This window comes from Bacteroidales bacterium (assembly GCA_022647615.1).
In the GTDB taxonomy this organism is placed as follows: Bacteria; Bacteroidota; Bacteroidia; order Bacteroidales; family UBA932; genus Egerieousia.
Genome location: JALCKZ010000001.1, coordinates 727,868 through 753,923 on the forward strand (window position 1 = coordinate 727,868; position 26,056 = coordinate 753,923).

Consider the following 26,056-nt stretch of genomic DNA (forward strand, 5'->3'; position numbering starts at 1 on the left):
TAGTTATGAATAAAATAATTGAGTGCGTTCCCAATTTTAGCGAGGGAAGAGACAAGGCAAAAATTGATAAGATTGTAGAACCGTTCCGCGGGAAAACAAACGTTAAACTTTTGGACTATAGCAATGATGAAGACCATAATCGTATGGTTGTCACTGTAGTAGGAGAACCTGAGCCGCTTAAGGCAGCGTTGCTGGAGGCAATTGGAATTGCAGTTAAGCTGATAGATTTGAATCATCATCAGGGTCAGCATCCGCGCATGGGCGCTGTTGACGTTGTACCTTTTATTCCAATCAGAAATAGTTCAATGGAGGAGTGTATTGCTCTTTCAAAAGAGGTTGGGGCAAAGATTGCAGAGCTATATAAAATTCCAGTTTTCTTATATGAGAAATCTGCGACAGCTCCTCATAGAGAGAATCTTGCAGCAATTCGCAAGGGAGAGTTTGAGGGGATGGCCGAGAAAATAAAGTTGCCTGAGTGGCAGCCAGATTTTGGTCCCGCAGAGCGTCATCCAACCGCCGGTACCGTTGCCGTTGGAGCGCGCATGCCTTTAGTTGCTTACAACATAAATCTTAACACTCCAAGTTTGGAGATTGCACATAATATTGCAAAGAAAATTCGCTTCATCGGAGGCGGTTTAAGATATTGCAAAGCAATGGGCGTAGAGCTTAAAGACAGAGGTATTACACAAGTCTCCATCAATATGACAGACTTCACAAAGACAGCACTTTACAGAGCTTTTGAGATGGTACGTTTTGAGGCCCGCCGTTATGGTGTAAGTATTGTCGGGAGTGAGATAATTGGCCTTGTTCCAATGGAGGCTCTTATTGACACAGCTTCTTATTATTTGGGACTGGAGAATTTCTCCATGCAGCAAGTTCTGGAGTCCAGAATAATGGAGTAATAGAGTTAAACCGCAGCAGCAAATATGAAAGGGAATATTGTCATCTATAATGCAAAAATAGTTACTCCTGTAGGAAAATCAGCGCGCAGGGGAAAGGAGATGTCGCAGCTGCAAATCATTGATAATGGAGAGGTTGAAGTAAAGGACGGAATCATTGATTATGTGGGAGTATCCCGCAATAATTATCGCGACGGATTTTACGGCGGCGTTCAATATTATGATGCGCATGGAAAATGTTTGCTGCCCGGCTTTGTAGATTCCCATACTCATTTTGTTTTTGGAGGAGAGAGAGCTGAGGAATTTTCCTGGCGCCTTAAAGGCGAGAGCTACATGTCCATAATGAATCGTGGAGGCGGCATTGTCAGCACCGTTAAAGCTACTCGCGCATTAACCTTTGAATCAATGCGTTCCGGAGCCGCAGCATTTTTGGACAAGATGAGCCGGATGGGAGTTACAACAGTTGAGGGGAAGAGCGGTTACGGATTGGATAAAGAGACTGAACTAAGACAGCTGAGGGTAATGCGGAGTTTAGATGAAGATGAGAAGAAGAGAGTGAATGTTGTCTCAACTTTTCTGGGAGCTCACGCCTTGCCTGAAGAATATAAAGGGAGGAGCAAAGAGTATATTGATTTCTTAATCAATGAGATGCTGCCTTTAATCAAAAAAGAAAATCTTGCAGAAAACTGCGATGTTTTTTGTGAAGAGGGAGTATTTTCCATAGAGGAATCCAGAAGACTTTTAAGTGCTGCGCGGCAGCTTGGTTTTAAACTGAAAATTCATGCAGATGAAATTGTCTCTCTCGGAGGTGCCGAACTGGCGGGAGAACTGCATGCTCTTTCTGCAGACCATTTGCTTCACGCATCAGACGCCGGCATTAAGTCAATGGCTGATAACAATGTGGTAGCCACGTTATTACCGCTAACCGCATTTGCGTTAAAAGAGCCTTATGCAAGGGGAAGAGAGATGATAGATTCCGGCTGCGCTGTTGCACTCGCGACAGATTTGAATCCCGGAAGTTGTTTCTCCGGTTCTATTCCGCTGACGTTTGACCTTGCGTGCATATATATGAAACTTGCTATAGAAGAAGCAATTACAGCTCTTACTTTAAATGGCGCCGCCGCAGTTAACAGAGCAGAATCTATCGGGAGTATAGAAAAAGGAAAGAAAGGAGATTTTGTGATGCTGTATTCCTCTGATTATCACGTGCTGCCATACTATATCGGAATGAATTGCGTTAGCGCGGTTGTTAAAGATGGAGTCTTTTATTCGGTACGATAAATAGAAAATTTAATAAGCAACAAGATAAAATTAATAGAAATTAATATCATCATTTTATGTTAGTAGATTTAACTGTAAAACAATTTTTAGATAAAGTTTCCGGCAATGATCCTGTTCCCGGAGGTGGCAGCATTGCTGCTCTAAATGGCTCAATAGCAGCTTCATTGGCCGCAATGGTGGCAGGACTTACTATTGGCAAGAAGGGCTATGAAGATAAAGCTGAACTGATGGAGAAAATCCAGAAAGTGATGCTGGAAAACAAAGCCGCTTTTATTGCAGATGTGGATAAAGATTCAGAGGCTTACGATAAAGTTTTTGGATGTTTTAAGATGCCTAAAAATACTCCGGAAGAGAAGGCGGCAAGAAGCGCTGCAATTCAGGAGGCTACAAAATTTGCAGCGGAAGTTCCAATGTCCGTAGCAAGACGTGCGTATGAAATTATGGACATGATTGCAGAGGTTGCCCGCAAGGGAAACAGCAATGCCGTGACAGATGCGTGCGTTGCAATGATGGCTGCACGTTCTTCTGTATTAGGAGCTTTGCTGAATGTAAAAATTAATCTTGGTTCTCTTAAAGATGCGGAATATGTTGCAAAGATGAAGAAAGAATCAGATGAGCTGGAGAAAAAAGCTTGTGAAAAAGAGAGCGATTTGTTAAAGGAAATTAATCAGAAATTATAATGAAAAGTAATGTTTACCGCGTAGGCTCCGGCAGGCTTACAATAGAAATAGTTGAGAAAATATTAAAAGATAATATGACTCTGGAGCTTGCTCCTGAGGCAAAAAAACGCATTCAAAAATGCAGAGATTATCTAGATAAAAAGATTGCTAAATCTTCTGAACCTCTTTATGGCATCACTACCGGCTTTGGCTCTCTTTGTAATAAAAGCATCTCTTTGGCTGACCTTGGCAAACTGCAGGAGAATTTAATCAAGAGTCATTCTTGCAGCGTTGGAGAGGAGATAAGACCGGAGATAGTTAAACTAATGCTTTTGTTTAAAGCACATGCTTTGTCTCTGGGACACAGCGGAGTACAAGTAGGTACTGTCGAGAGAATAATAGATTTTTTCAATAATGATATTTTGCCCGTTGTATATGACAGAGGTTCTCTTGGCGCTTCCGGAGATTTAGCTCCGCTGGCTAATTTGTTTGTTCCTCTTATTGGAGAAGGCGACGTTAATTACAAAGGGAAACGTCGCACGGCAAAGGATGTTCTAAAAGAGTTTAAGTGGGAGCCTGTCAAGCTTATGAGCAAAGAGGGACTGGCGCTTCTTAACGGAACACAATTCATGAGTGCCAATGCTGTGTTTGCAATGATTAATGCAATTCGTCTCTCTAAGACTGCAGATTTAATTGGAGCAATTTCTCTGGATGCGTATGATGGTAGAATTGAGCCGTTTATGGATTGCATTCAGCAGATGCGTCCGCACAGAGGACAGATTGAAACGGGTGCAAGATTCCGCAAATTATTGAAAGGCAGCAAGATAATAGCTCAGCACAAAGTTCATGTGCAAGACCCTTATTCATTCCGCTGTATGCCTCAAGTACACGGCGCAGCAAAGGATGCTATTCATTATGTATCATCCGTTCTTGAAACAGAAATTAATTCCGTAACGGATAATCCTACAATTTTCCCAGATGAAGATTTAATTATTTCTGGAGGAAATTTCCACGGAGAACCGATTGCCATACCATTTGATTATCTGGCAGTTGCACTTGCAGAACTTGGAGATATTTCTGAGCGCAGAACAGCGCAGCTTATTTTGGGTTTGCGCAATCTTCCGGAATTTCTTGTCGCAAATCCTGGCTTGAATTCCGGACTGATGATTCCGCAATATGCGGCAGCCTCTATGGTTAGTCAGAATAAGATGTACTGCTTTGCAGCATCCAGTGATTCAATAGTCTCTTCAAATGGCCAGGAAGACATGGTCAGCATGGGAGCAAATGCTGCTACAAAACTTCACAAGATTATTGATAATCTGGAGAGGATACTTGGAATAGAACTTCTTAATGCGGCTCAGGCTATGGAATTCCGCCGTCCTTTGAAGAGTTCTCCTATAATTGAGAAATATCTGTCTGGATACCGCAAGCAAGTTGCTTTTATCCAGGATGATGTTGTGATGTATAAGCAAATCAACAAAACAGTTGATTATTTGAAGACCACTCCGCTTAACTTCTAACTCCCGACAGGCCGGTTCAGTCTGCAAAGTTGCAGTTATGCCCTGCTTTTAGACATGAGGCTTGGGCGATAATTGCCGTGCCAGCTGAAGGCGGAAAATCGTGTGTTTGAGCGTAGCGAGTTAGCTTTTCAGCCAAAGATGGCTAGGCAATGAGCCATTTACAAGCCGTAGTCAAAAACAGGGCATAACAAAACGTGCAGGGCTAGGAGAGGAAGAGTTCTGAGAGGGTGGATAATGCGCCCCCTCCACGTTTTTTACTATATTTGCCAATTCATGAAACAAGAAAACGTAAACATGGAAGAAAGCCGTGAAATAATCCGCGAGATAGCAAACGAGGAGTACAAGGAAGGATTTGTCTCTAACGTCCGGCAAGAATTTGCACCCAAAGGACTAAGCGAGGAGATTATCAGGCTTATATCCAAGAAGAAAAATGAACCCGAGTGGCTGCTGGAATTCCGTTTGAAGGCTTATGCAAAATGGAAGACAATGAAGATGCCCACATGGGGACATTTGAAAGTTCCGGAAATTGATTATCAGGATATTATATACTATGCCGCTCCATCCGGAAAACCCGTTGCGGGCGTCGCAGGAACAGAGGCTGTCAAGAGTGACATAGACCCTGAACTGGAAGAGACATTTAACAAGCTGGGTATCCCATTGAAGGAGAGAAATGTGTTACAGGGAGTTGCTGTAGATGCAGTGTTTGACTCAGTCTCCGTTAAGACAACATTCAGAGAAACACTTGCTGAGAAGGGCATCATATTTTGCTCATTCTCAGAGGCTGTAAAAGATTATCCAGATCTGGTAAGAAAATACTTGGCAAGCGTAGTGCCTATCGGCGACAACTATTTTTCTGCCCTGAACTCTGCCGTCTTCAGCGACGGTTCTTTCTGCTACATCCCAAAGAATACTCGCTGCCCCATGGAAGTTTCCAGCTATTTTAGAATTAACGCATCTGGAACGGGACAATTTGAGAGAACTTTAATAGTTGCGGATGAAGGGGCTTATGTCAGTTATCTGGAGGGCTGCACTGCTCCCAGAAGAGATAAGGCGCAACTGCATGCAGCTGTTGTAGAGATAGTTGTAAAGCAGGATGCAGAAGTCAAATATTCAACTGTGCAGAATTGGTACCCGGGAAATAAGAACGGAGACGGTGGTATTTATAACCTTGTCACCAAGAGGGGATTATGCGAGGGGGCCAATGCAAAATTGTTCTGGGCTCAAGTTGAGACCGGTTCTGCAATTACATGGAAATACCCAAGTACCATTCTTAGGGGAGATAATTCAACTTCAGAGTTTTACAGCGTTGCGGTTACCAACAACTGGCAGCAGGCTGACACTGGAACAAAGATGCTGCACATAGGCAAAAATACCCGCAGCAGGGTTGTAAGCAAGGGAATATCAGCGGGTCACAGTGAGAACAGCTATAGAGGATTAATCCGTGTTTTCCCAAATGCAACAGGTGCCAGAAACTATTCACAATGTGACAGTTTGCTCCTTGGAGACAAATGCGGAGCGCATACTTTTCCACATATAGACAGTGCAAATAAGAGTGCGGTAATAGAACATGAAGCGACAACTTCCAAGATTGGAGATGACCAGCTTTTCTATTGCAGGCAGAGAGGAATAAAGGCTGAGGATGCCGTAGGACTTATTGTAAATGGCTATGCCAGAGAGGTTTTGAATAAGCTCCCGATGGAGTTTGCAGTGGAGGCGCAGAAGCTTTTGCAGGTATCATTGGAGGGAAGCATAGGATAACATGGTACAGATAGGATTCATAAAAGACCTCGTACTGAATTTTTTCAGCATTCATAATGTGATATTCACAATTATGGGCCAGGGCGTTAGCGCTTTGGAAATAATTTCCGTTGTTACCGGCCTGCTTTGCGTTTTCTTTGCAGTTAAAGGAAAGGTTGCAAACTTCTGGTTTGGATATTTGTATAACATTTTGCTGTTTTTTCTGTTCTTGCAGAACAGACTGTATTCCAGCATGTTGTTGCAGCCGATATCTTTGTTTATAAACTTTTACGGACATTATCGCTGGACACATCCGCATATTTATGAGAAGGATGAAAAGAACAAATTAAAAGTTACGGTTTATAATAACGGCCAGCGTACGGTAGTCGCCGGGATTGTTGTGATTTTCATGTTTGTGTGGGGTTATTTGCTATCCAGAATAGATATGTGGTGGCCGGCAGTATTTACTTATCCCGCAACATTCCCATACTTTGATGCCTTTGCTCTTGGCCTTGTGCTTATGGCTCAGTGGCTTTCCGCCCAGAAGAAGCTGGACTGCTGGGGCGTGTGGCTGATAGCAGATATAACTAACATAATATTAAGCTTAAAGGCTGGTCTTGGATTTATGCCGCTGGTATATCTTGCTTATGTATTTCTAGCTATAGGCGGGTTTGTAATATGGCTGAAAATGTATAAGAAACAGAGAATTGCAGATTTAAAAAAAGCTGCGGAATTTGATATGAAAGGAGACGCTGCAAATAAATAATATTTGTCGCGATAGTTAATAAAAGAGAAAGAGATATGGAAAATTTACTGGAAATCAATAATTTGCACGCAACAATCAGCGGCAAGGAAATTCTTAAAGGAATTAATCTTGTTGTAAAACCCGGTGAGGTTCACGCAATTATGGGCCCTAACGGAAGCGGAAAAAGCACTTTGTCTGCAGTGCTTGCGGGCAATGAAAATTATATAGTTACAGAGGGGACCGTAAAATTCATGGGAAAAAATCTTTTGGAGATGAAACCGGAGGAGCGCTCCTGGGCCGGAATCTTTTTGGGATTCCAATATCCGGTAGAGATTCCCGGAGTAACCAATGTTAACTTTATGAAAACAGCTGTAAATGAGCATCGTAAAGAGAAGAATCTTCCCCCTTTGAGTGCGGCTGAATATTTGAAAATGATGAGAGAGAAGATGGCAATTGTGCAGATGGATCCGTCATTTTCTTCCAGAGGTGTTAACGTAGGTTTTTCCGGAGGAGAGAAAAAGAGAAATGAAATTTTCCAAATGGCAATGCTTGATCCGACTCTTGCAATTTTGGATGAGACGGACAGCGGTTTGGATGTTGACGCTTTGAGGATAGTTGCACATGGTGTTAACAAGCTTAAGACAAGTAACAACGCATTTATAGTAATCACTCACTATCAAAGACTTCTGGACTATATAGTTCCGGATGTCGTTCATGTCCTTTATAAAGGAAGAATTATAAAGACGGCGGGCAAAGAATTGGCTCATGTTGTTGAGACCAAGGGTTATGATGAGATGATTAAGGAACAAGAAGAGAGCGAAAATAAATAGGGATTACAGTTGCATAGGAATTGAACATGGCAGAGGAGAAGAAAAATAATTATACATTTTTAGGCAATTTTACGGAACCAAAAGATTGTCCCAATGTGCTGATGAGCAATACATTGCAAAATGACAGCCATGGCAATTTCAAGTGTCGCGTACCGTTAAAAAACACCAGACAATATTTTGTTGTTGACGGCTTGTTGAAGGAGAGTGATTCTTTTGTATGCTCCGGGAATGATGTTAACTGTTCAAATGATAAAATTGCCCAATGTCCGGGTTCTGCAAATGAAACGGAATCTGTACAAAGAGAATTTTCCGTTCATACAAGGCTTGGCAAGGTTAGTACAAAACTGTCTATGCCTGAGCATGTTAGAGAAATAGAAAAAAGTGCTCCGCTAAATATTAATTTGCCGGAAGGAAAAATTGTTGAGAATCTTTTGCAAATTATTGCAATAAGAACCAATCCGCAAAAGCCTGAATTGAGATATGATATTAATATAACTGCCGGAAAAAATTCTTCCGGAAAAGTTGTTTTATGTTCTCATACTTTGGCTGAAGAAAAGTTTTTGACGGCGGAAAATATTAACATAAAAGTTTGCGAGGGGGCAACTTTAGATTTCCTTGCAATGCAGAATGAACACAATTTATCCTCTCATGTAACGCATTTTACCATAGAGGTTTGCAAAGACGCCACTTTCCATCTTAACCTGATTACTTTGCACGGCGGAGAGATAAATAACAACATAGAGACATACCTTACGGGCGAGCATGCAAATTGTGAACTTGATGGCTTGTACCTTGCAGACGGCAAACAAAAAATTAAGACGGAAATAAATCTTACCCATAAGGCTCCAAAATGTAACAGCTTGCAACTGTTTAAGGGAATTCTTGGAGGAGAGGCCGTTTCCAATTTTAGCGGAGAAATTCTGGTAGCTCCTGATGCTCAGAAAACTGAGGCGTATCAGTCAAACAATAATTTGCTTACAACGGACACTGCCAGGGCAACTTCAGAACCTCATCTTATCATCTATGCGGATGATGTAAAGTGCTCTCATGGAGCAACTGTCGGGAGCTTGGATGAAGGCGAATTATTCTACATGCGCTCAAGGGGCATAAATGTAGAAGAGGCAAAACTGCTTCAGCAGCAAGCCTTTGCTTATGCCGTGCTGGAAAAGATTTCTAATGAAGAGCTGCGCAGCAGGCTGAGCGATTTGGTGGAGAGAAGATTGCGCGGAGAATTTACACATTGTTCAGATTGCAGCAAACATTGCTGCTAGCTTTGCCGCCTGCTTATTTAGTTTTGGATATGAAAAAGTATATTTTGACAATAACATTTTTGATTTTCTCCTTTTGCTTTATTAATGCGCAAAATACTGAAAGTCAAACTAAAAAGGAGAATGACATGAGCATTTATAAATTTACGGTAAAAGACCAGCAGGGGAAGGAAGTTTCCATGGAACAGTACAAAGGGAAAGTACTTCTTATCATTAACTCCGCAACAGGATGCGGTTTTACCCCGCAGTATGAAGAGCTGGAAAAAATTTATGCAAAGTATAAGGACCAGGGACTTGTAATTCTGGATTTTCCTTGCAATCAATTTGCAGGTCAGGCTCCCGGAACAGATGAAGAAATCCATAACTTCTGCACTTTGCATTATGATGTCCGGTTCCCACAATTCTCTAAGATTGAGGTAAATGGAGAGTATGCAATCCCTCTTTACAAATATCTGAAAGAGAAACAGGGATTCAAAGGTTTTGACAAGGAGAACAAAATGTCCGGCCGCATGAACAAGATGCTTGCAAGGATAGATCCTGATTACATGAACAATGCGGAAATCAAATGGAACTTCACCAAATTCCTGGTTACCAGACACGGAGAAGTTATTGCGCGTTTTGAGCCAACCGCAGATTTAAAGGTTGTTGAGGCTGCGATTCAGGAGCTTTTGTAGATTCCGTAGATAGCGGAGCCGCTGCCGCTTAATGAGGCGTATATCGCTCCCTCATCAATTAGCTGCTGCTTTATTGCTGCAAGTTCCGGGTGCTCTTTGAAGACAGGCTCTTCAAAATCATTAGAGACTTTATTTTTCCAGTTCTCGACAGGTTCTTTAACTAGTTCTGCAAGAGATTGTTGTGCAATGCCAGCTTGTTGTGTGGAATTGCCTGATTTTTCTGTTCTTGGCTTTATTAAAGAGTAGGCATGGCCCGTTGAGATTGAGCAATCGGGTTTGATTATTTTGACTCTGTATTTTCCATTTGCAAGCTCTCTGATGCCGTTCTCTTTTACGCTATCATTTTCAATTGAAAATAATGGCGTTAAAAGCTCTCCGCGTCCCTCGCCAAGCATCGGCTTATTGAAGATGAAGAAAGGGCAATCGCTGCCCAATTTTGCGGCAAATTCGGCAAGTCTTTCATCGCTTAGATTAAGAGCAAACATTTTATTTAATCCCAGAAGAGTGCATGCCGCATCTGCGCTGCCTCCTCCAAGACCGGCGCCAACGGGAATTTGTTTTCTCAAATGAATATTTACAGCGGGTAATTTAAATTCCTGTTCCATAAGGTTGTATGCCCTCACGCAGAGATTGTCTTCCGGTGCTCCCGGATAAGTAATTCCTGTCTGGAAAATTCTGGCTTTTGCCATATTTGAGGAATTTTCTGCGGGAACAATTTCCAGAATATCACTTTGCAAATTGCTGTTGAAAGGTCCGACAGGAAAAAATACGGTTTCCAAATTGTGGAACCCATCCGGCCTTACGCCGTAAACATACAACCCAATATTTATTTTAGCTGTCGGGAATAAAATCATAAATATCCGTACTATGCAATATGCTGCTGCAAGCCGCAATAGGCTAGAATTCAGCTATTAACCGCACTTAGAATAGCCGCAGTTCAGGCAAACAAGGCAACCCTCCTGGTAAACCAGATTGTTACTGCCGCACTTGCTGCATTTCTTGCCGCTCTCATCCTTTGTTCCGTCCGGAATAAATTTCTTAAGAGCGCGCTCAACTCCGTTCTTCCAGTTGTTGATGTTATCTGAATCCAGCTGCAGACCATTAATCAAATTGATAACGTCTACAATAGGCATTCCGTTTCTAAGAACTCCGCTTATCATCTTGGCGTAGTTCCAATACTCTTTGTTGAACATGTGGGAAATACCACCTACAACATTTGTATATCCGTATTTATCAACAAATTGGAAGTCATATCTACTGGCTCCGGTCTTTGGATCTTTCTCTTTTACAATGAATCCTCTGTCCACGCTCTTTGGAATAGAACGGGAATCCTCATCCAAAAGTCCGGTAAAGATTTCATAAGGCGCTCCGTTCATAAGTCCCACAAGCGCAATCCAATGCTCTTGTCCGTTCAAGAATCTTATGACAATTGCTTCCAAAGATTTTGGACGCTCTTTTGGTTTGATAGCCGCCTCTTTTGGAGCTTTGGTTGTAGAGACAAGCACGTCATTTCTGGAGCCTTCCCTGTAAACCGTTACACCCTTGCAGCCGGCTTCCCATGCTGCTTTATATACCTCAGCTACAACTGGTTCTGTAATTTCTGTCGGGAGATTCACTGTTACGGAAATAGAGTGGTCAACCCATTTCTGCATTGCTCCCTGCATCTTTACTTTTGCAACCCAGTCGATATCTTTAGATGATGAAAGATGATAAGGAGATTTTGCAACCAGCGCATCCAGCTCAGATGCCTTCATCTTTTTAATCTTTTCAATATCAATTCCTTGCAGACTGCACCAATAAACAAATTTAGGATGGAAAACATAATACTCTTCCCAGCAATCTCCAATATCATCGCGGAAGGTAATCACCGCATTTTGATCAGACGGATTAACTTTTTTACGCCTGATATAATATGGTTTGAACACAGGCTCTATTCCGCTGGTAGTCTGCGTCATAATGCTGACCGTTCCGGTAGGGGCAATGGTTAGCATTGATATATTTCTCCTCCCGACGGATACCATCTTTTTATACAGAGCGGGGTCTGCCGCTTTAATCCTGAGAATCATTGGATTGTTGGCTTCCCTCTTAGAATCGTAAATTGGGAAAGCTCCTCTTTCCGTTGCCATATTTACAGAAGAACGGTATGCTTCTACTGCTAAAGTTTTCTGCGCTTCTACTGCAAAATTTGTCGCTTCATCAGAGCCGTACCTCAAGCCAAGTGCTGCAAGCATATCTCCTTCTGCAGTAATTCCCAGACCTGTACGACGTCCGCCTTTAGATTTCTCTTTAATTTTTTCCCACAGTTCTATCTCCGTTCTCTTTATATCCATCGCCTCCGGGTCCTTGCTTATTTTTGCAAGAATACCGTCAATTTTTTCTATTTCCAGTTCCAGCAAATCATCCATTAGACGCATTGCCTTTCCGACATGCTCTTTAAATTTTGCAGTGTTAAATTTTGCCTTCTCTGTAAATGGGTCATCTACATAAGAATACAAGTTCATTGCAATCAGGCGGCAAGAATCATAAGGACACAGCGGAATTTCTCCGCAAGGATTTGTGCTAACAGTTCTATATCCCAGGTCCGCATAACAATCTGCAACTGACTCTCTTATGATAGTATCCCAAAATAGGACTCCCGGTTCCGCGCTCTTCCATGCGTTGTGAATAATTTTCTTCCAAAGAGCAGATGCATTAATTTCTTTTACAACTTTTGGAGCGGAAGAATAAATGGGATATTGTTGTTTATACGTTTTGCCGTCAATGGCAGCGCGCATAAATTCATCATCTATTTTAACAGAAACATTTGCTCCGGTTACTTTTCCCTCCTCTAGTTTTGCATCAATGAAACTCTCTGAATCCGGGTGCTTTATAGAGATTGATAACATAAGAGCTCCACGTCTCCCATCCTGCGCAACCTCTCTTGTAGAGTTAGAATATCTCTCCATGAAAGGCACAACTCCTGTAGAAGTAAGCGCACTGTTAAGAACGGCGCTACCCTTAGGACGGATGTGTGACAAGTCATGGCCAACTCCGCCGCGTCTTTTCATAAGCTGAACCTGCTCCTCATCAATTTTCATAATTCCACCGTAGCTGTCAGCCGGCTCATCATGCCCTATTACAAAGCAGTTGCTTAATGAAACTATCTGAAAATGATTACCTATGCCGCTCATCGGGCTGCCCTGGGGAATCACGTATTTGAAATCTTTAATAAGCTCATAAATCTCCTCTTCTGTCAGGGGGTTTGGGAATTTTTTCTCTATGCGTGCAAACTCTTTTGCAATTCTGTGATGCATCTGGTCAGGGCTGCATTCATACAAATTGCCAAAAGAATCCTTCATGGCATATTTGTTAACCCAAACATTTGCAGCCAAATCATCACCTTTGAAATAACGCAAACTCTCATCAATAGCTTCTTTGTACGTGTAGGTTTTCATAATTAATGTGTGAAAAAAACACCGCACATCTTTATGTCCTGATGCGCGGAAAATCTGACTGCAATTTAAACAGATTTAATATTGTTTTTTAATAGGGTTTCTAAATGTTGTGAACAAAAAAATTAACAACCTCTGCAAATCCCCTGCAGACAAGATTGGAAAAAAAATAATTTAAAATCTGTCGCGATAAATGACAAAAATGCTAACTACAACGTGTCATTGTTTGCAAAGAGCTGCTGCAATTTTAGAGTGCGCTTTCTATTAAGCTTTAAGTATTGGATTTGGTGAATGAAAGTACTTGAACGGTGGAAGTCGCTACCCGTAAAGTTGTAGTAATCAGCGTCTAGCAAATCAATAGCCTTGTCGTAAATAGTTTCTCCGTAATAGCCGGTTAATGAGAGGTAGTTCAGCTGAAAGGCATAACCTTTCTGCTTAAGGGATTTATAATCCTCTTTCTGCATGTAATTATATCTCTCCGGATGGGCGATGATTGGAATATATCCGTTTAGTGTAAGATTATAAAGAATCTCATCCATTTCAACAGGCGGAAAAAAGTATGAAGTTTCTACCAAGATATGCTTACCGTCAGAATATGCAAGAAGATTGTGATCCTTAATTTTATTTGAAAAATCAGGATTCATCATGTACTCCGCGGCGAGTCTGATATCAATATTTCCTTTGCAGTATTTTTTGAATTTCTCAAATCTCTCTTTTATGTGTTCTTCAGAGAATCCGCCAAGAGGTTCTGATGCAAATTTTCCTGTGGTGTTGGACAATTTGTAATTTTCCTCCTCCTGTTCAATTATTACACTGCTTGGAATAATTTTTCCGCTGGAATTTTCCGGAAGCTTGGATGTGGCAAGCTGACTGTTTTGAGCAGAAGAATTTTCTTCTCCGCGATGGTGGTGATGGTGGCTCCCGTAACTTTCAGGATCAACGACAGCCCCCTCCTTGCCCATCATGTGCGGAGTAAGGTAGACTCTTTTTACACCCGCTTCTCCCACCAGTCTTAATATTTCGGCGCTCTCAGCTAATGAATTAGAACCGTCATCAACTCCAGGTAGAATGTGGCAGTGAATGTCCGTAGTACCCCCCAGCAATGCGCTCCCATGTTGTATTTTATGATTAAACAATCCCATAGTTAACTATATTTTGAACAAATATTTCCCAAATATAGTTAAAAATTAACGGTGCCACAAATTTTCACACTAATGAGCGTGGTGGTGGTGCCTGCCTAAAATAGTATCAACGGCTTTTTGAAATCTGCTCCGATGATGGTGGCTTTGCTCAGTTTCAGCTCCGTACCCGTAGCCATATCCATATCCGTAACCATATCCGTAACCGTAACCGTAGCCGTATCCATATCCATTCTTCTTGTACTCGGTTGCATTAAGGATAATACACATACCCTTAAGGGCTCCCTCCTTATATAGCTTGTTGACATCCGGCAACTGTCTGCGGTCCATTGAACCTGCGCGAATGATATAGATAGAAATATCACAAAGCTTATTGACAATACTTGCATCAGCTACAACTCCAACAGGGACATTGTCAAGGAAGATATAGTCATAACTCTTTTTAAGTTCTTCAACTAATTTTCCAAGTTTGTCCGTCATAAGAAGTTCCGTAGGATTTGGCGGAATAGGGCCGGAAAATATAACATCTAGTTTGCTGTTAAACGCACCCCTGGTAATTACTTTGCTGACATCGTCAATCTTGCCGCTTAAATAATTTGTAAGTCCAACGGAACTAGTAATATTGGTTGAAGACTTTTTAACCATTGTCTCCAATGTGCCTTTTCTGATATCTGTATCTATCAAAATAATTTTCTTATCGGCTTGTGCAAAGCTTACTGCCAGGTTAGTTGAGACAAATGTTTTTCCGCTGCCTGGGTTTGCAGATGTAAACATGATAACCTGCTTGCCCGTCTTCCCGGCATTCATAAAGTCCATATTAGTACGGATTATTCTGAATGCCTCAGAGATGGAGTCACGTCCGGCAGCACGTACAACAATAGACCTGTCTTCCAAATTTTCTTTGCGCGGAATCTCTCCAAGGAATGGTGCGTCCGTTGCGTCCTCCACATCCTTTTTATTGCGGACATAAACATCCAAAGTATCTAATAGCCAGAATATTCCTGCTGGAATTGCAAATCCAAGAACTAATGCAATAAGCAGAATAATATTAGTTTTTGGAGCAATAGGAATCATAGAACCTTTAGCATTATCTATCACCCTGATATTGCTCTCGCTCATTGCCAGATTAAGTTCATTTTCTTCACGTTTGTTCAGCAAATACAAGTAAAGCTCTTCCTTGATTTTCTGTTGTCTTTCAACGGAAATCAAATATTTTTGCTGCTCTGGAATAGCGGCGACTTTTCCTATTGTTGCGGCCTCTCTGCTCCTTACATTTCTGACTTGTATTGTAAGAGAGCTTACAAGATTATTAACAGAACTTACAATGCTGCGTCTCATCGGTTCTAGCTGTGCGGTCAAATTTGCAACAAGAGGGTTGCTCATGCTGCTTCCTGCCATCAGCTTATCTCTCTGCAACATTGTAGTATTGTAAGTAGATATCTGTTGCTCAAGAGCTTGGTCGAATCCAACATTGGCAGGGATAAGCGCATTGCGATTTCTGGAATTAGCCAAATAATCTTGAATATATCTGGCCATGCTCAATTGGTTTTCAATGCCCAGGCTGGTCTTTTTATATTCATTTCCTTCTTGTACATATCCGCCGGTTTCTGTTTGAACATCAGTTAATTTATTGCTGCTCTTGAAACTTGCTATATCTGAATCAACATTCCCCAACTCCTTGTCAATCACACTTAATCTGTCGTTGATAAAATTGGATGTGTTAAGAGATACTTTGTTTTTATCAGCCAAAGCATCCTCATTGTAGGCATCAATCAAAGCATTTAAAACATCCTCTGCTCTCTTTATAGAAACATCATTAATGCTTAAGTATAAAATAGATGCTTGTTTATTTGCAAGTGAAACAGATACTTTTTGTTGGTATCCTATAACTGTTCTGTCAAAATTTTTCTTGTAGACATATATCAATTTGCCAGAACTTTTTTTGTCAACAAATTCTTCAGTTGGAATGACTACTATTCTCCCGACAGGGGAATTAACAGTATCATAAGTTCTTACATTCATTGCGGGGGCATGGAGAATGTTCATTTTGTCTGGCTTCTGGTAAAAGTCAGAAATTCTTATTGTACTGGCATTTATTTTTTTTGCCTCAAAAGAAAAAGACATATCAGGCCCTGCATCCAAGAAATAAATTTGGAACGGAGACTCTGTGTACAAGTTTAATTTTTTAAGCCCGGACTTGGCCACATAATCAACCGTAAGATTTAACTTATTTACAACATTACGCATTAGCTTGGTAGCCTGGAAAACGATCAGTTCATTATTAACGTCATTGTTAAAATTGAACATTCCTATATCTTGGAACATTGCGGCTGAAGACCCTGACATACCGCCCTTCTTTTGCTCTTTAACTAGCACTGTCGCTGATCTTGAGTATGTCTTTGGCGTTCTTAAAATATAAAGACAAGCGATTGCAAGACAGACAATTATAGAGAGGATAAACCACATTCTGTTTATCCAGAAAATATTCAGAATATCACGCAGGGTAATCTGATTTACGTTTTCTTCTTGCGATGTATATTGTTTCTGCTCTTCTATTTCCATTGTTTAAAACAGTTATGTTTATTACTATTTAAAAATGAGCGTCAACACAGATGCCAGCAATGAGGTAGCAGACAACCAAACTCCAACATTGTTGTTTTGGTTAATCCTGCTCTGCTGCGCCTTTATCTGGTTTGGTTTTATATAGACAACATCATTCTGCTGCAGGTAAAAACTTGGGGCCGCAAGAGCCTCTCTTTTAAGCAGGTTGGTAAACATGACTTCCCTTACTCCGTTATTTTCTCTCATAATCATAACGCTATCTCTTCTGCCGTAAATGGTCATATCACCTGCCATTGCAATAGCGTCAAGGACTGATACTCTGTCTGTTTCAATGGAAAACCTTCCGGGATTGTTAACTTCACCAATTACAGAAATTTTAAAATTTTGGAACTGAATTGTAACAACAGCATCCTTTAAAAGCCCCTCTTTGTCCAGTTTCTCTTTAATCATAGTGGATAGTTCAGCTCTTGTTAAACCGGAAACCCTAAGCCTGCCAAGAACAGGGAAATCAATATCTCCGTCTTTATCAACAAGATAACCCAAAGTTTTACTCTGTCCCATAGTGGTTCCTGTGCCACCTACCTGGTATTGGTTTTCCTGCAAGTTGAACATTGCGGATAACTCCGGGTTTTGACTGCTGACGATAATTGAAAGCAAATCATCGGTTTTGATTTTTACATCTTGATAATTTGCAATCTGTTCAGTAGCAACTTTATTTGCGTCTTGCAGGTAAACAACTTCCTTGGCGGATTTGCATCCTGTAACCAAAAGTCCGCACGCTATTACCGCCATTGACGCTAGTCTGATTGCTCCAGGCGTTAACGCCATAGATTTTGTTTTATATGCCATTAGTTGAATTTTTATCTGTTTAATCAAACAGCTGAACGCTGTGTTTTCACTAACTTGCAAAAGTAGCAAAATTATCAGATTTTGAAAACATTTGGGGTAAAAAACGGAGACGCCAAATGCCCAAAAAACATTATCTTTGAACGGATAACAAAAATACCCTTTATATATCAAAAATATTTATGAAAAATTTTGCACTCATTGGAGTTGCCGGCTACATTGCTCCGCGTCATTTAACGGCAATTCACGATACCGGAAATAATCTAGTAGTAGCTTACGATAAATTTGACAGCGTCGGCCGCCTGGATAGTTCTTTTCCGCAGGCCTCTTTTTTTACTGAACAGGAATTATTTGAGCGTCATATCTCAAAGTTAAGAAATACAAAAGACCGCATACAGTTTCTCTCTATCTGCACCCCGAATTATACGCATGACTCTTTTATCCGTTATGGGCTGGAGCATGATATGGATGTGATTTGTGAAAAGCCTGTTGTCCTGAACCCTTGGAATCTAGAGGATTTGGAGAGGTTGGAGCAGGAGACCGGCCATAAGGCTTATACAATTCTTCAGCTGAGGCTGCATGATTCCATTGTTGCGCTAAAGAAAAAGATAGAAGAGGGTCCGAAAGACAAAATTTATGACGTAGACCTTACTTACATAACATCCAGAGGATTATGGTATTATGCAAGCTGGAAGGGAGATGAGGCTAAAAGCGGAGGTCTTGCCACTAACATTGGGATACATCTTTATGATATGTTGCAATGGGTATTCGGTCCTGTGCAGCAGAGTGTTGTGCATATTAAGACTCACGATAGGGTAGCAGGTTTTCTTCAACTTAAGAGAGCGAGAGTACGCTATTTCTTAAGCATTAACGCAGATACTCTTCCGGCAAATGCAGTGCAAGGAGAGAAGAGAACATACAGGAGCGTTACCATAGATGGAAATGAATTTGAATTCAGCAAAGGCTTCACGGAGCTGCATACAAAGAGTTATGAAAATATTCTTGGCGGCAACGGATTTAGAATAGGTGAGGCAAAGAACTGCATACAAACTGTTTATGATATTCGTCATGCAGAACCTATAGGACTTAAAGGAGATTATCATCCACTTGCAAAGTTGCCTCTAACCAAACATCCTTTTGGCTGGTAATAAGATTTTTAAGAAGAAAATCTTAAAGCGAATAAAATTCTTTTATAGCTCTGATTACTTTATCCTGCTCTTTGTGAGTAAGTTCCGTGTGCATTGGCAAAGAGAGAACGGAATATGCGAGTTTTTTAGACTCATCCAATGGCGTTCCAATTCTTGCAATATTTTTAAACGCCTCTTGTTCCTGCAGCGGAAGAGGATAATATATCATTGACGGAACTCCCTTATTTGCAAGGAATTGTCTTAGCGCATCGCGAGTGCTGTTCTTGCCTCCAATGTTTTTTACCTTTAACGTATACTGGTGGTAAGTATGTGTTGAGTTACCCATTTCATAAGGGGTTTCAAAAAAATCTCCGCCCGGATCTAATGACTTCAGATTTGACGTATAGTATTGCGCTGCGTTATAGCGTGCTGATAAATAGGCATTTAGATATTTTAATTTTACATCCAGCACAGCAGCTTGCAAAGTATCCAGCCTGGAATTGCATCCAATAATTTTATGGTGATATTTTACAACTTGACCGTGGTTTGCAATCATTCTTATTCTTTCCGCCAGCGCATTATTATTTGTGATTAGCGCTCCGCCGTCTCCAAAACAGCCTAGATTTTTTGTCGGGAAAAAAGAGGTACAGCCAATGTCTCCAATTGTTCCCGTAAAGCTCCCGACAGGTTTTTTTCTGTTCTTCCCTCCCTTGCCGCGCGGAAAATACTTTGCCCCCAAAGCCTGCGCATTATCCTCTATAACAAATAGTTTGTTAGCCTTTGCAAATTCCATCAGCGGCTTCATATCACAGCTCTGCCCAAAAAGATGAACAGGCACAATGGCCTTTGTTTTTTTTGTCAGAGCCTTCTCAATATTTTCTAATGAAACATTATCTGTCGCGATATTAAAAGTATCATGGCAAACGTCCACCATAACAGGGACAAGTCCAAGCAGACCAATTACCTCCGCAGTTGATACATAAGTAAATGCGGGGACAATAACTTCATCTCCGCGTTTCAAATCCAAAGCCATCAATGCAATTTGCAATGCGTCAGTTCCATTGGCGCAGCTTATAACATGCTTGGCATTAAGGTATTGTGCAAGATTATTTTCAAACTGAGAAACCTCCGGCCCATGAATAAAAGCAGAGGTGTCAATGACATTTTGTATTCCTGAATTTATTTCCTTTTTGATTTTGCCATATTGGCCAAAAAGGTCAACCATTTTCATTTTATCTGACATACGATATATGCCGCATGATTAGCAAGCGTCAGACAAAAATACTCAAATAAAATTTAGATTGCTTTCTTGCGTAAGCTAGATTGCCTTATCTAGCTGTTCAAAGACAGAATTGCGGCTCTTGTATTCGGGAACAATCTCTTTCATCTTTCTAACAGTTTCCACAACCTCCATGTTCTTTGCAAACAAGCGCAGTTCATCCAAATTCTTGACTACTACGTCATAAGGGAACTCACGCACTTTGGCCTTGAATATTTTTTTATGAGATGTAGGAATAGTATTCTCCTTTGTGTTAAGAAGCTCCTCGTATAATTTTTCTCCAGGACGCAAACCCGTATATTCTATCTTTATATCTACATCAGGTTCATACCCGGCAAGGCGAATCATGTTCTTTGCGAGATCGGCAATCTTAACAGGCTTGCCCATATCAAATACAAATATCTCATATCCTTCTCCCATGGTTGCAGCCTCAAGTACCAGACGGCATGCCTCCGGAATGGACATGAAATACCTTACAATATCTTTATGTGTAACCGTGACGGGACCTCCGTTGGCAATCTCATCCTTAAAGTGAGGAATAACAGAACCGTTGGAACCCAACACGTTTCCAAATCTTGTGGTAATAAACTTTGTTGAGCCCTTTACCTCTCCGCTCATAATGGCCCTGCTTAAAGACTGAACATAAATTTCTGCAATTCTCTTGCTGGCGCCCATTACATTAGTTGGGTTTACTGCTTTATCAGTAGAAATCATTATCATCTTTTCCGCGCCATATTTTACGGCGTTGTCCGCTACTATCATGGTACCTCTGACGTTAACGCCAATGGCCTCGCAAGGATTCATTTCCATCATTGGAACATGCTTGTATGCAGCAGCATGGAAGATTATCTGTGGGCGTTCTTTATCAAAAACTTTCTCTATTCTGACCCTGTTTCGTACATCTCCGATTATAAATGAAAAACGGTCTTCGTAATCATTTAGCAATGACGCAGGGTTATCACTATCATTCTCCATCTCTGCGTTGTGGCGTTTGATAATGTCATTGAATTCAAGCATAAGATTGTGCATTGGAGTTTCAGCACTATCTAGCATAATAAGTTTTTTGATATTATATCCGCTTATTAAGCGGCACAATTCGCTTCCAATGCTGCCTGCAGCTCCTGTGACCATAACACGCTTGCCATCAAGGAATTCCTTTATTTTATCCATGTTGATTTCTATCTCATCTCTCCCAAGCAAGTCCTCCACGTTTATCTCTTTAAGGGAAGCTCTGAAGTTGGATCCGTTATTAATTTCATCAATAGGAGGGAACAGTAAAACTTTAATATCATGCTTTGTTGCAAAATCTACAATACGGTCTTTTTCTGTTGCGGCAGATATTTGCGTTGGGAACACAATAGCCTTAATATCATGTTTCTCTATTATGTGAGATAGAAAATTCATATTAAGAACGGAGTAAACTTTGATACCGCTCAGAACATGCTTTGCAACAGTGTCCGTCATTTTCACAAAACCGGCAACATTGTATTTTGATAAATGAGTATTAGCCAAGTAGTTAGCAACAAAAACACTCTTATCTCCATCATCATAAATCAAGACATTAATTTTGTTCCTGTTCAGCTGGCTCAGACTAAGGTTATAAATGTAAACAAGCACGACTCTTGTAAATACCAAGATGGACATTGTTGCAACTATATCTAGAAATTCTACAATTAGAATTTTTGCTGTGCCAATTGTAAAACCAATTCTTCCGTCCAGAATTGCAAACAATCCAAAAAGAATAACGCATTTGCTGAATACGGCGACAGAAAGTTTCCAAATTTCCTGGGAGCTGGTATATCTTAAGATGCCCCTGTATGTTCCAAAAATTAAGAATGCTGCGGCACTTGATACAAGTGAGGCGCAAACTATGTGAATGTATGAAGAGACGGGAGCAGGTGAGTTAATAAAGAATCCAATGATTATGTATGTAATTGTAGTCGCAAAAGTTGAAGCAAGGACATCAAATGCAAATACAAACCATCTGTTAACAAATTTTGAATTAACTACAATTTGAGACAAATGCCTAAGTGAAAAACGTTTTACAGGACCTTGATAATTATACATTCTTTTACCCCCAATTAAATCTATTAATATTTTATGAATCCCCCTTCTTTGTCATCTCTGTTCCGGTATTTGAACTTTGCTCCGGAACAATCCTCTCAAGAAAACTGCCAGGAATGTACGTCGTGGCCAGGGAAATTAGTCCTTTAAGCCTTACAACAACCCTCTTATGCCCCTGGACCCTGATAAGTTCTCCTTCTATTCCAGCAAAATCTCCTTTGATAACCCGCACTCTATCCCCCGGACGCAAATCTTTATTAATAACCCTGATGGCTTTGTCAGAGAAATTAAGAAGGAACATAAAATCTTCCATTTGTTTCTCCGGGATTACCATGAATCTTTTTGTGATGGCATCTCTCATGAAGTTCACCTTCATTGGCTCAAAATTAATAAGATTCAGGCAAGTATTGTACGTTGTAAAGAGAAAAATAAGATTTATAGGGACCGGTTTCTCCTTTTTTACAATTTTACCGCGGAATTCTGTCACTTCAGTCCAGTACGGCAAGTAATTCTTAATGCCAAGCTCATTTAACCTGGCTTGTATCTTTTGTCCGGTTAAATTTTTTATATGTGCTACGTACCAGCAATTCTGCTGGCTGGCGATAGAATTTGTTTTTACCAAGGGTTCCACTGGCTGAACGCTTTGTTTATTGCAAATATATGAAAAACACAACTAAAATGTGAGTAATAATTTATCCAAAATTGCTGTCTTTGTGTAAAGTGCAAGGGAAATGCACATGTTATGGCAAATTTCCGGCACAACATCTAGGTAATAATACCTAATTCAAAATTATTCTTAAAAATACATTAATAGAGCTGCAACAGAAAATGCCTCTATTGCATCTTAATAGTGTAGGTTTAGGTTTTAGTACAAGAAAGCGGGCTGCATATTTTTTTGCGGCCCGTTTTTATTCTTTTATGGAATGTGCCGGAATAGCGGACATTATGTATCCAATAATTGCAGTAATCGCCATAATTACAACAACATCAGATAACTGAATGTCTACCGGATATGAGCTTATTGTAAAATTCCCCGGCATTGGCACAACCCCGAATTTTTGTTGTATAATACAGAGTACTAAGCCAATAGATACTCCTATAACTGCCCCTGCCATGCAAATTAACCAGCCGTGCAGGGTAAAAGTCCTGCGGAGCATTTTGTTCTTTGCTCCCATTGCGCGATACGTCTTTATATCATCTTGCTTATCAATTATGAGCATTGATAGTGAGGCAAAAATATTTACGGAAACAACAACAATAACAAAGAAAAGAATCAAATAAACTGCAAACTTCTCGCTGCGCATCATCTTGTATAGCAATGCATTCTGCTGCCATCTGTTTTTGACTATATATTTTTCTTTATCAGCTGTGCCGGCCTGGGCGGCAAGTTTTTTTATTTGGGTCCCGACAGTTTTATATTTTTCTGTTTTAACGCCCTCCTTTATTGCGGGGCTGGCATCGGGACTGAGATATATTTCAATTTTATTTGCCTCATTTGGCTGATATTCAATTAATTCTTGTGCCGCCTCCAAAGGGATGAACATAGAGTTTTTATCAAATTCTTGTTCCAGCTGTATAATGCCGGAGGGGTGGATATTTAATGTCTCCACGGATTCCATTGGCATAAGCATGGAGATATTTCCGGTTCTGGTAGGGAAGAATAATTCTAGAGCATCTGTGAAACTTGGCTGCAGTCTGAGCCTTTGAGCAAGTCCGGCCCCGACAACCGCTTTATTTAGCTGGCCAAATTTTGTGCGAAAGACGCCGTCTGTTATGTGATTTGTAATTTTCTTAAGGAGACAATAATTATCCGGGACTCCTTTTATTTTTGCAATTGATTGAACATTACCGTATTGCAAGAACACATTTTCTTCTACTACAGGACAAAATGCAAATATCCCATTTATGTTTTTAATTTTTTGAAGCGGAGCATCCTCTGTGTTTAAGACCTTTCCCCGTGCAGGTTCAACTACAAAGTCCGGAATGTAATTCTCATACATAGAGGAAATTGTAGAGTCAAATCCATTATATACAGATAGAATAACAATTAGAGCAAGACAGCCAATTCCAATAGCGCACGCGCTCACTACGGAAATAATGTTAATCACATTATGTTTCTTTTTTGAGAAAAGATATCTGCGCGCTATAAAATATGGAAGATGCATAATCTTGTTAATCAGCAATGTGCGTAAACGCAGATTGCTTCTTTATTTTTCGGACTTCTTGCGGTCCGCCGCAAGCAAATCATCTATGTGCTGTACATAATCCAGCGTCTCATCCAGAACAAATTCAAGTTCCGGAACAATTCTAAGCTGTTTTGCAACAACATGTCCAAGCTCTCCTCTGATAGATTTGCTCTCCCCCGCAATAAGTTCCATAACGCTCTTTTTCTTTTCTGTCGGGAATATGCTCACAAAAACTTTTGCATAAGAAAAATCGGGACTTACGCGCACCTCGCTCACTGTTACAAGAGCTCCGCCAAAAGCGGACATGCCCCTGCCTCTAACTATTTCAGCTAGATGCCTTTGCAGCTCCCGCTGAATTTTCTGCTGTCTCTTTGATTCTCCTTCCATATACGATTATTTTTATGACAACTTTAAAATTTGCGTTACTTATTTTGCCGGCAGCTATTCAAACTTAAGAATGTAATAATTCTTCTTACCCTTCTGAACAAGAACGTATTTGCCGTTGATTAAAAACTTATCATCAAGGGTTCCGTTAACGTCAGTAAATTTCTCTTTGTCAATATTAAGTCCGTTGCCCTGAATCATTTTGCGGCACTCGCCTTTTGATGGAAATACTTGTGTATCAACAGCAAGTAAATCCAATATATTAGTCTTTAATTTATCTTTGCTAACGGTGAATTGTTCAACTCCGTCAAACACTGCAAGGAATGTCCGCTCATCTAATTTCTGAAGCGCTTCTCTTGTGGATTTGCCAAACAAAATATTTGATGCTTCAACAGCGTTTTTCCACTCTTCCTCACCGTGCACCATTGTTGTAATCTCCTTTGCAAGAAGCTTTTGCAGAGAACGTTGTCCGGGGTCCTTAAGATGTTCCGCAATGGCGGCATCAATTGTCTCCCTATCCAGCATTGTAAAAATCTTGATGAATTTCTGAGCGTCTTCATCACTGACATTCAGCCAGAACTGATAAAAAGCATAAGGAGTTGTATAATCTGCGCTTAGCCAAATATTTCCCTTCTCTGTCTTTCCAAATTTTCCGCCGTCAGCTTTGGTCATCAGCGGGCAAGTCAAAGCAAATACTTCATTGCCGGAAGTTCTGCGAATCAGTTCAGCTCCTGTGGTGATATTACCCCACTGGTCACTTCCGCCCATCTGCAGCTTGCATCCGTAGTGCTTGTTAAGAAACAAGTAATCATATCCTTGCACTAGCTGGTAAGAAAATTCTGTAAATGACATTCCCTCTCTGTCTTCTCCGCTCAATCTCTTTTTTACGGAGTCTTTGCTCATCATATAATTGACAGTAATTAGCTTGCCAATATCTCTGATGAAACCAAGAAAAGTATAATCTTTCATCCAGTCATAGTTATTCACCATGAGTGCTGCGTTAGGGGAATTTTTATCATCAAAATTCAAGAATCTGGAGAGCTGTTTTTTTATGCACTCCTGATTGTGGCGCAATGTGGCTTCATCCAAAAGGTTGCGCTCCTGACTCTTCATAGAGGGGTCTCCAATCATTCCGGTCGCACCGCCAATCAAAGCTATCGGCTTATGACCGCAAGCCTGGAAGTGCTTAAGCATCATTATACCTACAAGGTGTCCAATGTGCAAAGAGTCTGCGGTTGGGTCTATTCCAACATAAGCGGAAGTTGGCTCCTTCATTAATTGTTCTTCCGTTCCTGGCATCATGGAATGAATCATTCCGCGCCACTTTAGTTCTTCTACAAAATTTTTCATCTCTTTCTCAATTCTGTGAGCCGCAAAAGTACTTAAAATTGTTATCTTTGACAATCATAATGGCTATGATAGAGT

Annotated in this window: 21 protein-coding genes; 10 read left to right on the forward strand and 11 right to left on the reverse strand. The window is 40.7% G+C overall.

Going from position 1 to position 26,056, the window contains the following annotated elements; genetic code table 11:
* The first annotated feature begins 5 nt into the window (after positions 1-5).
* The 9 genes from ftcD (at position 6) to LKM37_03160 (ending at position 9,613) form a co-directional block, all read left to right on the forward strand.
* A complete protein-coding gene (gene ftcD, locus LKM37_03120) occupies positions 6-902 on the forward strand; it encodes a glutamate formimidoyltransferase (protein MCI1720000.1) in 897 nt (298 codons plus the stop codon).
* A gap of 24 nt (positions 903-926) precedes the next feature.
* Positions 927-2,180 carry an imidazolonepropionase gene (gene hutI / locus LKM37_03125; GenBank protein MCI1720001.1) on the forward strand — a complete coding sequence of 418 codons (1,254 nt, stop codon included), beginning with the start codon at positions 927-929 and terminating at the stop codon, positions 2,178-2,180.
* Between the two features lie 56 nt (positions 2,181-2,236).
* The gene (locus tag LKM37_03130) at positions 2,237-2,860 is read left to right on the forward strand and encodes a cyclodeaminase/cyclohydrolase family protein (GenBank protein ID MCI1720002.1); all 624 of its coding nucleotides are present in this window, start codon (positions 2,237-2,239) and stop codon (positions 2,858-2,860) included.
* Complete coding sequence (hutH, locus tag LKM37_03135) at positions 2,860-4,359, forward strand: histidine ammonia-lyase (GenBank protein ID MCI1720003.1); 1,500 nt, start codon at positions 2,860-2,862, stop codon at positions 4,357-4,359. The genes LKM37_03130 and hutH overlap by 1 nt, the downstream gene beginning before the upstream one ends.
* 273 nt (positions 4,360-4,632) lie before the next feature.
* Positions 4,633-6,117: a Fe-S cluster assembly protein SufB gene (sufB, locus tag LKM37_03140; protein ID MCI1720004.1), complete on the forward strand. Its 1,485-nt coding sequence runs from the start codon at positions 4,633-4,635 to the stop codon at positions 6,115-6,117.
* Between the two features lies 1 nt (position 6,118).
* On the forward strand, positions 6,119-6,862 hold the full coding sequence (gene pnuC / locus LKM37_03145) for a nicotinamide riboside transporter PnuC (protein ID MCI1720005.1): 744 nt from the start codon (positions 6,119-6,121) through the stop codon (positions 6,860-6,862).
* Between the two features lie 35 nt (positions 6,863-6,897).
* Complete coding sequence (gene sufC / locus LKM37_03150; GenBank protein MCI1720006.1) at positions 6,898-7,671, forward strand: Fe-S cluster assembly ATPase SufC; 774 nt, start codon at positions 6,898-6,900, stop codon at positions 7,669-7,671.
* A 26-nt stretch (positions 7,672-7,697) separates the two neighbouring features.
* Entirely contained in the window at positions 7,698-8,942 is a 1,245-nt protein-coding gene (gene sufD / locus LKM37_03155; protein MCI1720007.1) for a Fe-S cluster assembly protein SufD, read from the forward strand.
* A gap of 125 nt (positions 8,943-9,067) precedes the next feature.
* Positions 9,068-9,613 carry a glutathione peroxidase gene (locus LKM37_03160; protein ID MCI1720008.1) on the forward strand — a complete coding sequence of 182 codons (546 nt, stop codon included), beginning with the start codon at positions 9,068-9,070 and terminating at the stop codon, positions 9,611-9,613.
* Here LKM37_03160 and ispE read toward each other — a convergent pair.
* The 5 genes from ispE to LKM37_03185 all read right to left on the reverse strand — a co-directional run bounded on the left by ispE (position 9,598) and on the right by LKM37_03185 (position 17,537).
* Entirely contained in the window at positions 9,598-10,467 is an 870-nt protein-coding gene (ispE, locus tag LKM37_03165; protein MCI1720009.1) for a 4-(cytidine 5'-diphospho)-2-C-methyl-D-erythritol kinase, read from the reverse strand. The two genes, LKM37_03160 and ispE, sit on opposite strands and share 16 nt — an antisense overlap.
* A gap of 57 nt (positions 10,468-10,524) precedes the next feature.
* Positions 10,525-13,047, reverse strand: a complete 2,523-nt coding sequence (locus LKM37_03170; GenBank protein MCI1720010.1) for an adenosylcobalamin-dependent ribonucleoside-diphosphate reductase — start codon at positions 13,045-13,047, stop codon at positions 10,525-10,527.
* 206 nt (positions 13,048-13,253) lie between these two features.
* Positions 13,254-14,186 carry a hypothetical protein gene (locus LKM37_03175; protein MCI1720011.1) on the reverse strand — a complete coding sequence of 311 codons (933 nt, stop codon included), beginning with the start codon at positions 14,184-14,186 and terminating at the stop codon, positions 13,254-13,256.
* Between the two features lie 69 nt (positions 14,187-14,255).
* Positions 14,256-16,745, reverse strand: coding sequence for a polysaccharide biosynthesis tyrosine autokinase (locus LKM37_03180; protein MCI1720012.1), 2,490 nt, complete (start codon positions 16,743-16,745; stop codon positions 14,256-14,258).
* A gap of 24 nt (positions 16,746-16,769) precedes the next feature.
* A complete protein-coding gene (locus LKM37_03185) occupies positions 16,770-17,537 on the reverse strand; it encodes a polysaccharide biosynthesis/export family protein (GenBank protein MCI1720013.1) in 768 nt (255 codons plus the stop codon).
* 236 nt (positions 17,538-17,773) lie between these two features.
* On the opposite strand from LKM37_03185, the gene LKM37_03190 reads away from it, so the two are divergent.
* Positions 17,774-18,739 carry a Gfo/Idh/MocA family oxidoreductase gene (locus tag LKM37_03190; protein ID MCI1720014.1) on the forward strand — a complete coding sequence of 322 codons (966 nt, stop codon included), beginning with the start codon at positions 17,774-17,776 and terminating at the stop codon, positions 18,737-18,739.
* Between the two features lie 22 nt (positions 18,740-18,761).
* Here LKM37_03190 and LKM37_03195 read toward each other — a convergent pair whose 3' ends face one another.
* The 6 genes from LKM37_03195 to tyrS all read right to left on the reverse strand — a co-directional run bounded on the left by LKM37_03195 (position 18,762) and on the right by tyrS (position 25,981).
* The gene (locus tag LKM37_03195) at positions 18,762-19,961 is read right to left on the reverse strand and encodes a DegT/DnrJ/EryC1/StrS family aminotransferase (protein MCI1720015.1); all 1,200 of its coding nucleotides are present in this window, start codon (positions 19,959-19,961) and stop codon (positions 18,762-18,764) included.
* A 75-nt stretch (positions 19,962-20,036) separates the two neighbouring features.
* A complete protein-coding gene (locus tag LKM37_03200) occupies positions 20,037-22,064 on the reverse strand; it encodes a polysaccharide biosynthesis protein (protein MCI1720016.1) in 2,028 nt (675 codons plus the stop codon).
* Between the two features lie 31 nt (positions 22,065-22,095).
* Positions 22,096-22,692 carry a UpxY family transcription antiterminator gene (locus tag LKM37_03205; protein MCI1720017.1) on the reverse strand — a complete coding sequence of 199 codons (597 nt, stop codon included), beginning with the start codon at positions 22,690-22,692 and terminating at the stop codon, positions 22,096-22,098.
* A gap of 277 nt (positions 22,693-22,969) precedes the next feature.
* Positions 22,970-24,169, reverse strand: a complete 1,200-nt coding sequence (locus tag LKM37_03210; GenBank protein ID MCI1720018.1) for an FtsX-like permease family protein — start codon at positions 24,167-24,169, stop codon at positions 22,970-22,972.
* A 99-nt stretch (positions 24,170-24,268) separates the two neighbouring features.
* The gene (gene rbfA, locus LKM37_03215) at positions 24,269-24,634 is read right to left on the reverse strand and encodes a 30S ribosome-binding factor RbfA (protein ID MCI1720019.1); all 366 of its coding nucleotides are present in this window, start codon (positions 24,632-24,634) and stop codon (positions 24,269-24,271) included.
* Positions 24,635-24,688: 54 nt separating this feature from the next.
* Complete coding sequence (gene tyrS, locus LKM37_03220; GenBank protein ID MCI1720020.1) at positions 24,689-25,981, reverse strand: tyrosine--tRNA ligase; 1,293 nt, start codon at positions 25,979-25,981, stop codon at positions 24,689-24,691.
* Between the last annotated feature and the right edge of the window lie 75 nt (positions 25,982-26,056).

Bases quoted from the DNA above. Each gene is read 5' to 3' on its own strand.
- sufB (MCI1720004.1), top strand. From the start codon at position 4,633: ATGAAACAAGAAAACGTAAACATGGAAGAAAGCCGTGAAATAATCCGC.
- sufD (MCI1720007.1), top strand. From the start codon at position 7,698: ATGGCAGAGGAGAAGAAAAATAATTATACATTTTTAGGCAATTTTACG.
- sufC (MCI1720006.1), top strand. From the start codon at position 6,898: ATGGAAAATTTACTGGAAATCAATAATTTGCACGCAACAATCAGCGGC.
- LKM37_03170 (MCI1720010.1), bottom strand. From the start codon at position 13,047: ATGAAAACCTACACGTACAAAGAAGCTATTGATGAGAGTTTGCGTTAT.
- LKM37_03180 (MCI1720012.1), bottom strand. From the start codon at position 16,745: ATGGAAATAGAAGAGCAGAAACAATATACATCGCAAGAAGAAAACGTA.
- ispE (MCI1720009.1), bottom strand. From the start codon at position 10,467: ATGATTTTATTCCCGACAGCTAAAATAAATATTGGGTTGTATGTTTAC.
- rbfA (MCI1720019.1), bottom strand. From the start codon at position 24,634: ATGGAAGGAGAATCAAAGAGACAGCAGAAAATTCAGCGGGAGCTGCAA.
- LKM37_03130 (MCI1720002.1), top strand. From the start codon at position 2,237: ATGTTAGTAGATTTAACTGTAAAACAATTTTTAGATAAAGTTTCCGGC.
- LKM37_03185 (MCI1720013.1), bottom strand. From the start codon at position 17,537: ATGGCGGTAATAGCGTGCGGACTTTTGGTTACAGGATGCAAATCCGCC.
- pnuC (MCI1720005.1), top strand. From the start codon at position 6,119: ATGGTACAGATAGGATTCATAAAAGACCTCGTACTGAATTTTTTCAGC.
- LKM37_03190 (MCI1720014.1), top strand. From the start codon at position 17,774: ATGAAAAATTTTGCACTCATTGGAGTTGCCGGCTACATTGCTCCGCGT.
- hutH (MCI1720003.1), top strand. From the start codon at position 2,860: ATGAAAAGTAATGTTTACCGCGTAGGCTCCGGCAGGCTTACAATAGAA.
- ftcD (MCI1720000.1), top strand. From the start codon at position 6: ATGAATAAAATAATTGAGTGCGTTCCCAATTTTAGCGAGGGAAGAGAC.
- LKM37_03200 (MCI1720016.1), bottom strand. From the start codon at position 22,064: ATGTATAATTATCAAGGTCCTGTAAAACGTTTTTCACTTAGGCATTTG.
- LKM37_03175 (MCI1720011.1), bottom strand. From the start codon at position 14,186: ATGGGATTGTTTAATCATAAAATACAACATGGGAGCGCATTGCTGGGG.
- LKM37_03160 (MCI1720008.1), top strand. From the start codon at position 9,068: ATGAGCATTTATAAATTTACGGTAAAAGACCAGCAGGGGAAGGAAGTT.
- tyrS (MCI1720020.1), bottom strand. From the start codon at position 25,981: ATGAAAAATTTTGTAGAAGAACTAAAGTGGCGCGGAATGATTCATTCC.
- LKM37_03195 (MCI1720015.1), bottom strand. From the start codon at position 19,961: ATGTCAGATAAAATGAAAATGGTTGACCTTTTTGGCCAATATGGCAAA.
- hutI (MCI1720001.1), top strand. From the start codon at position 927: ATGAAAGGGAATATTGTCATCTATAATGCAAAAATAGTTACTCCTGTA.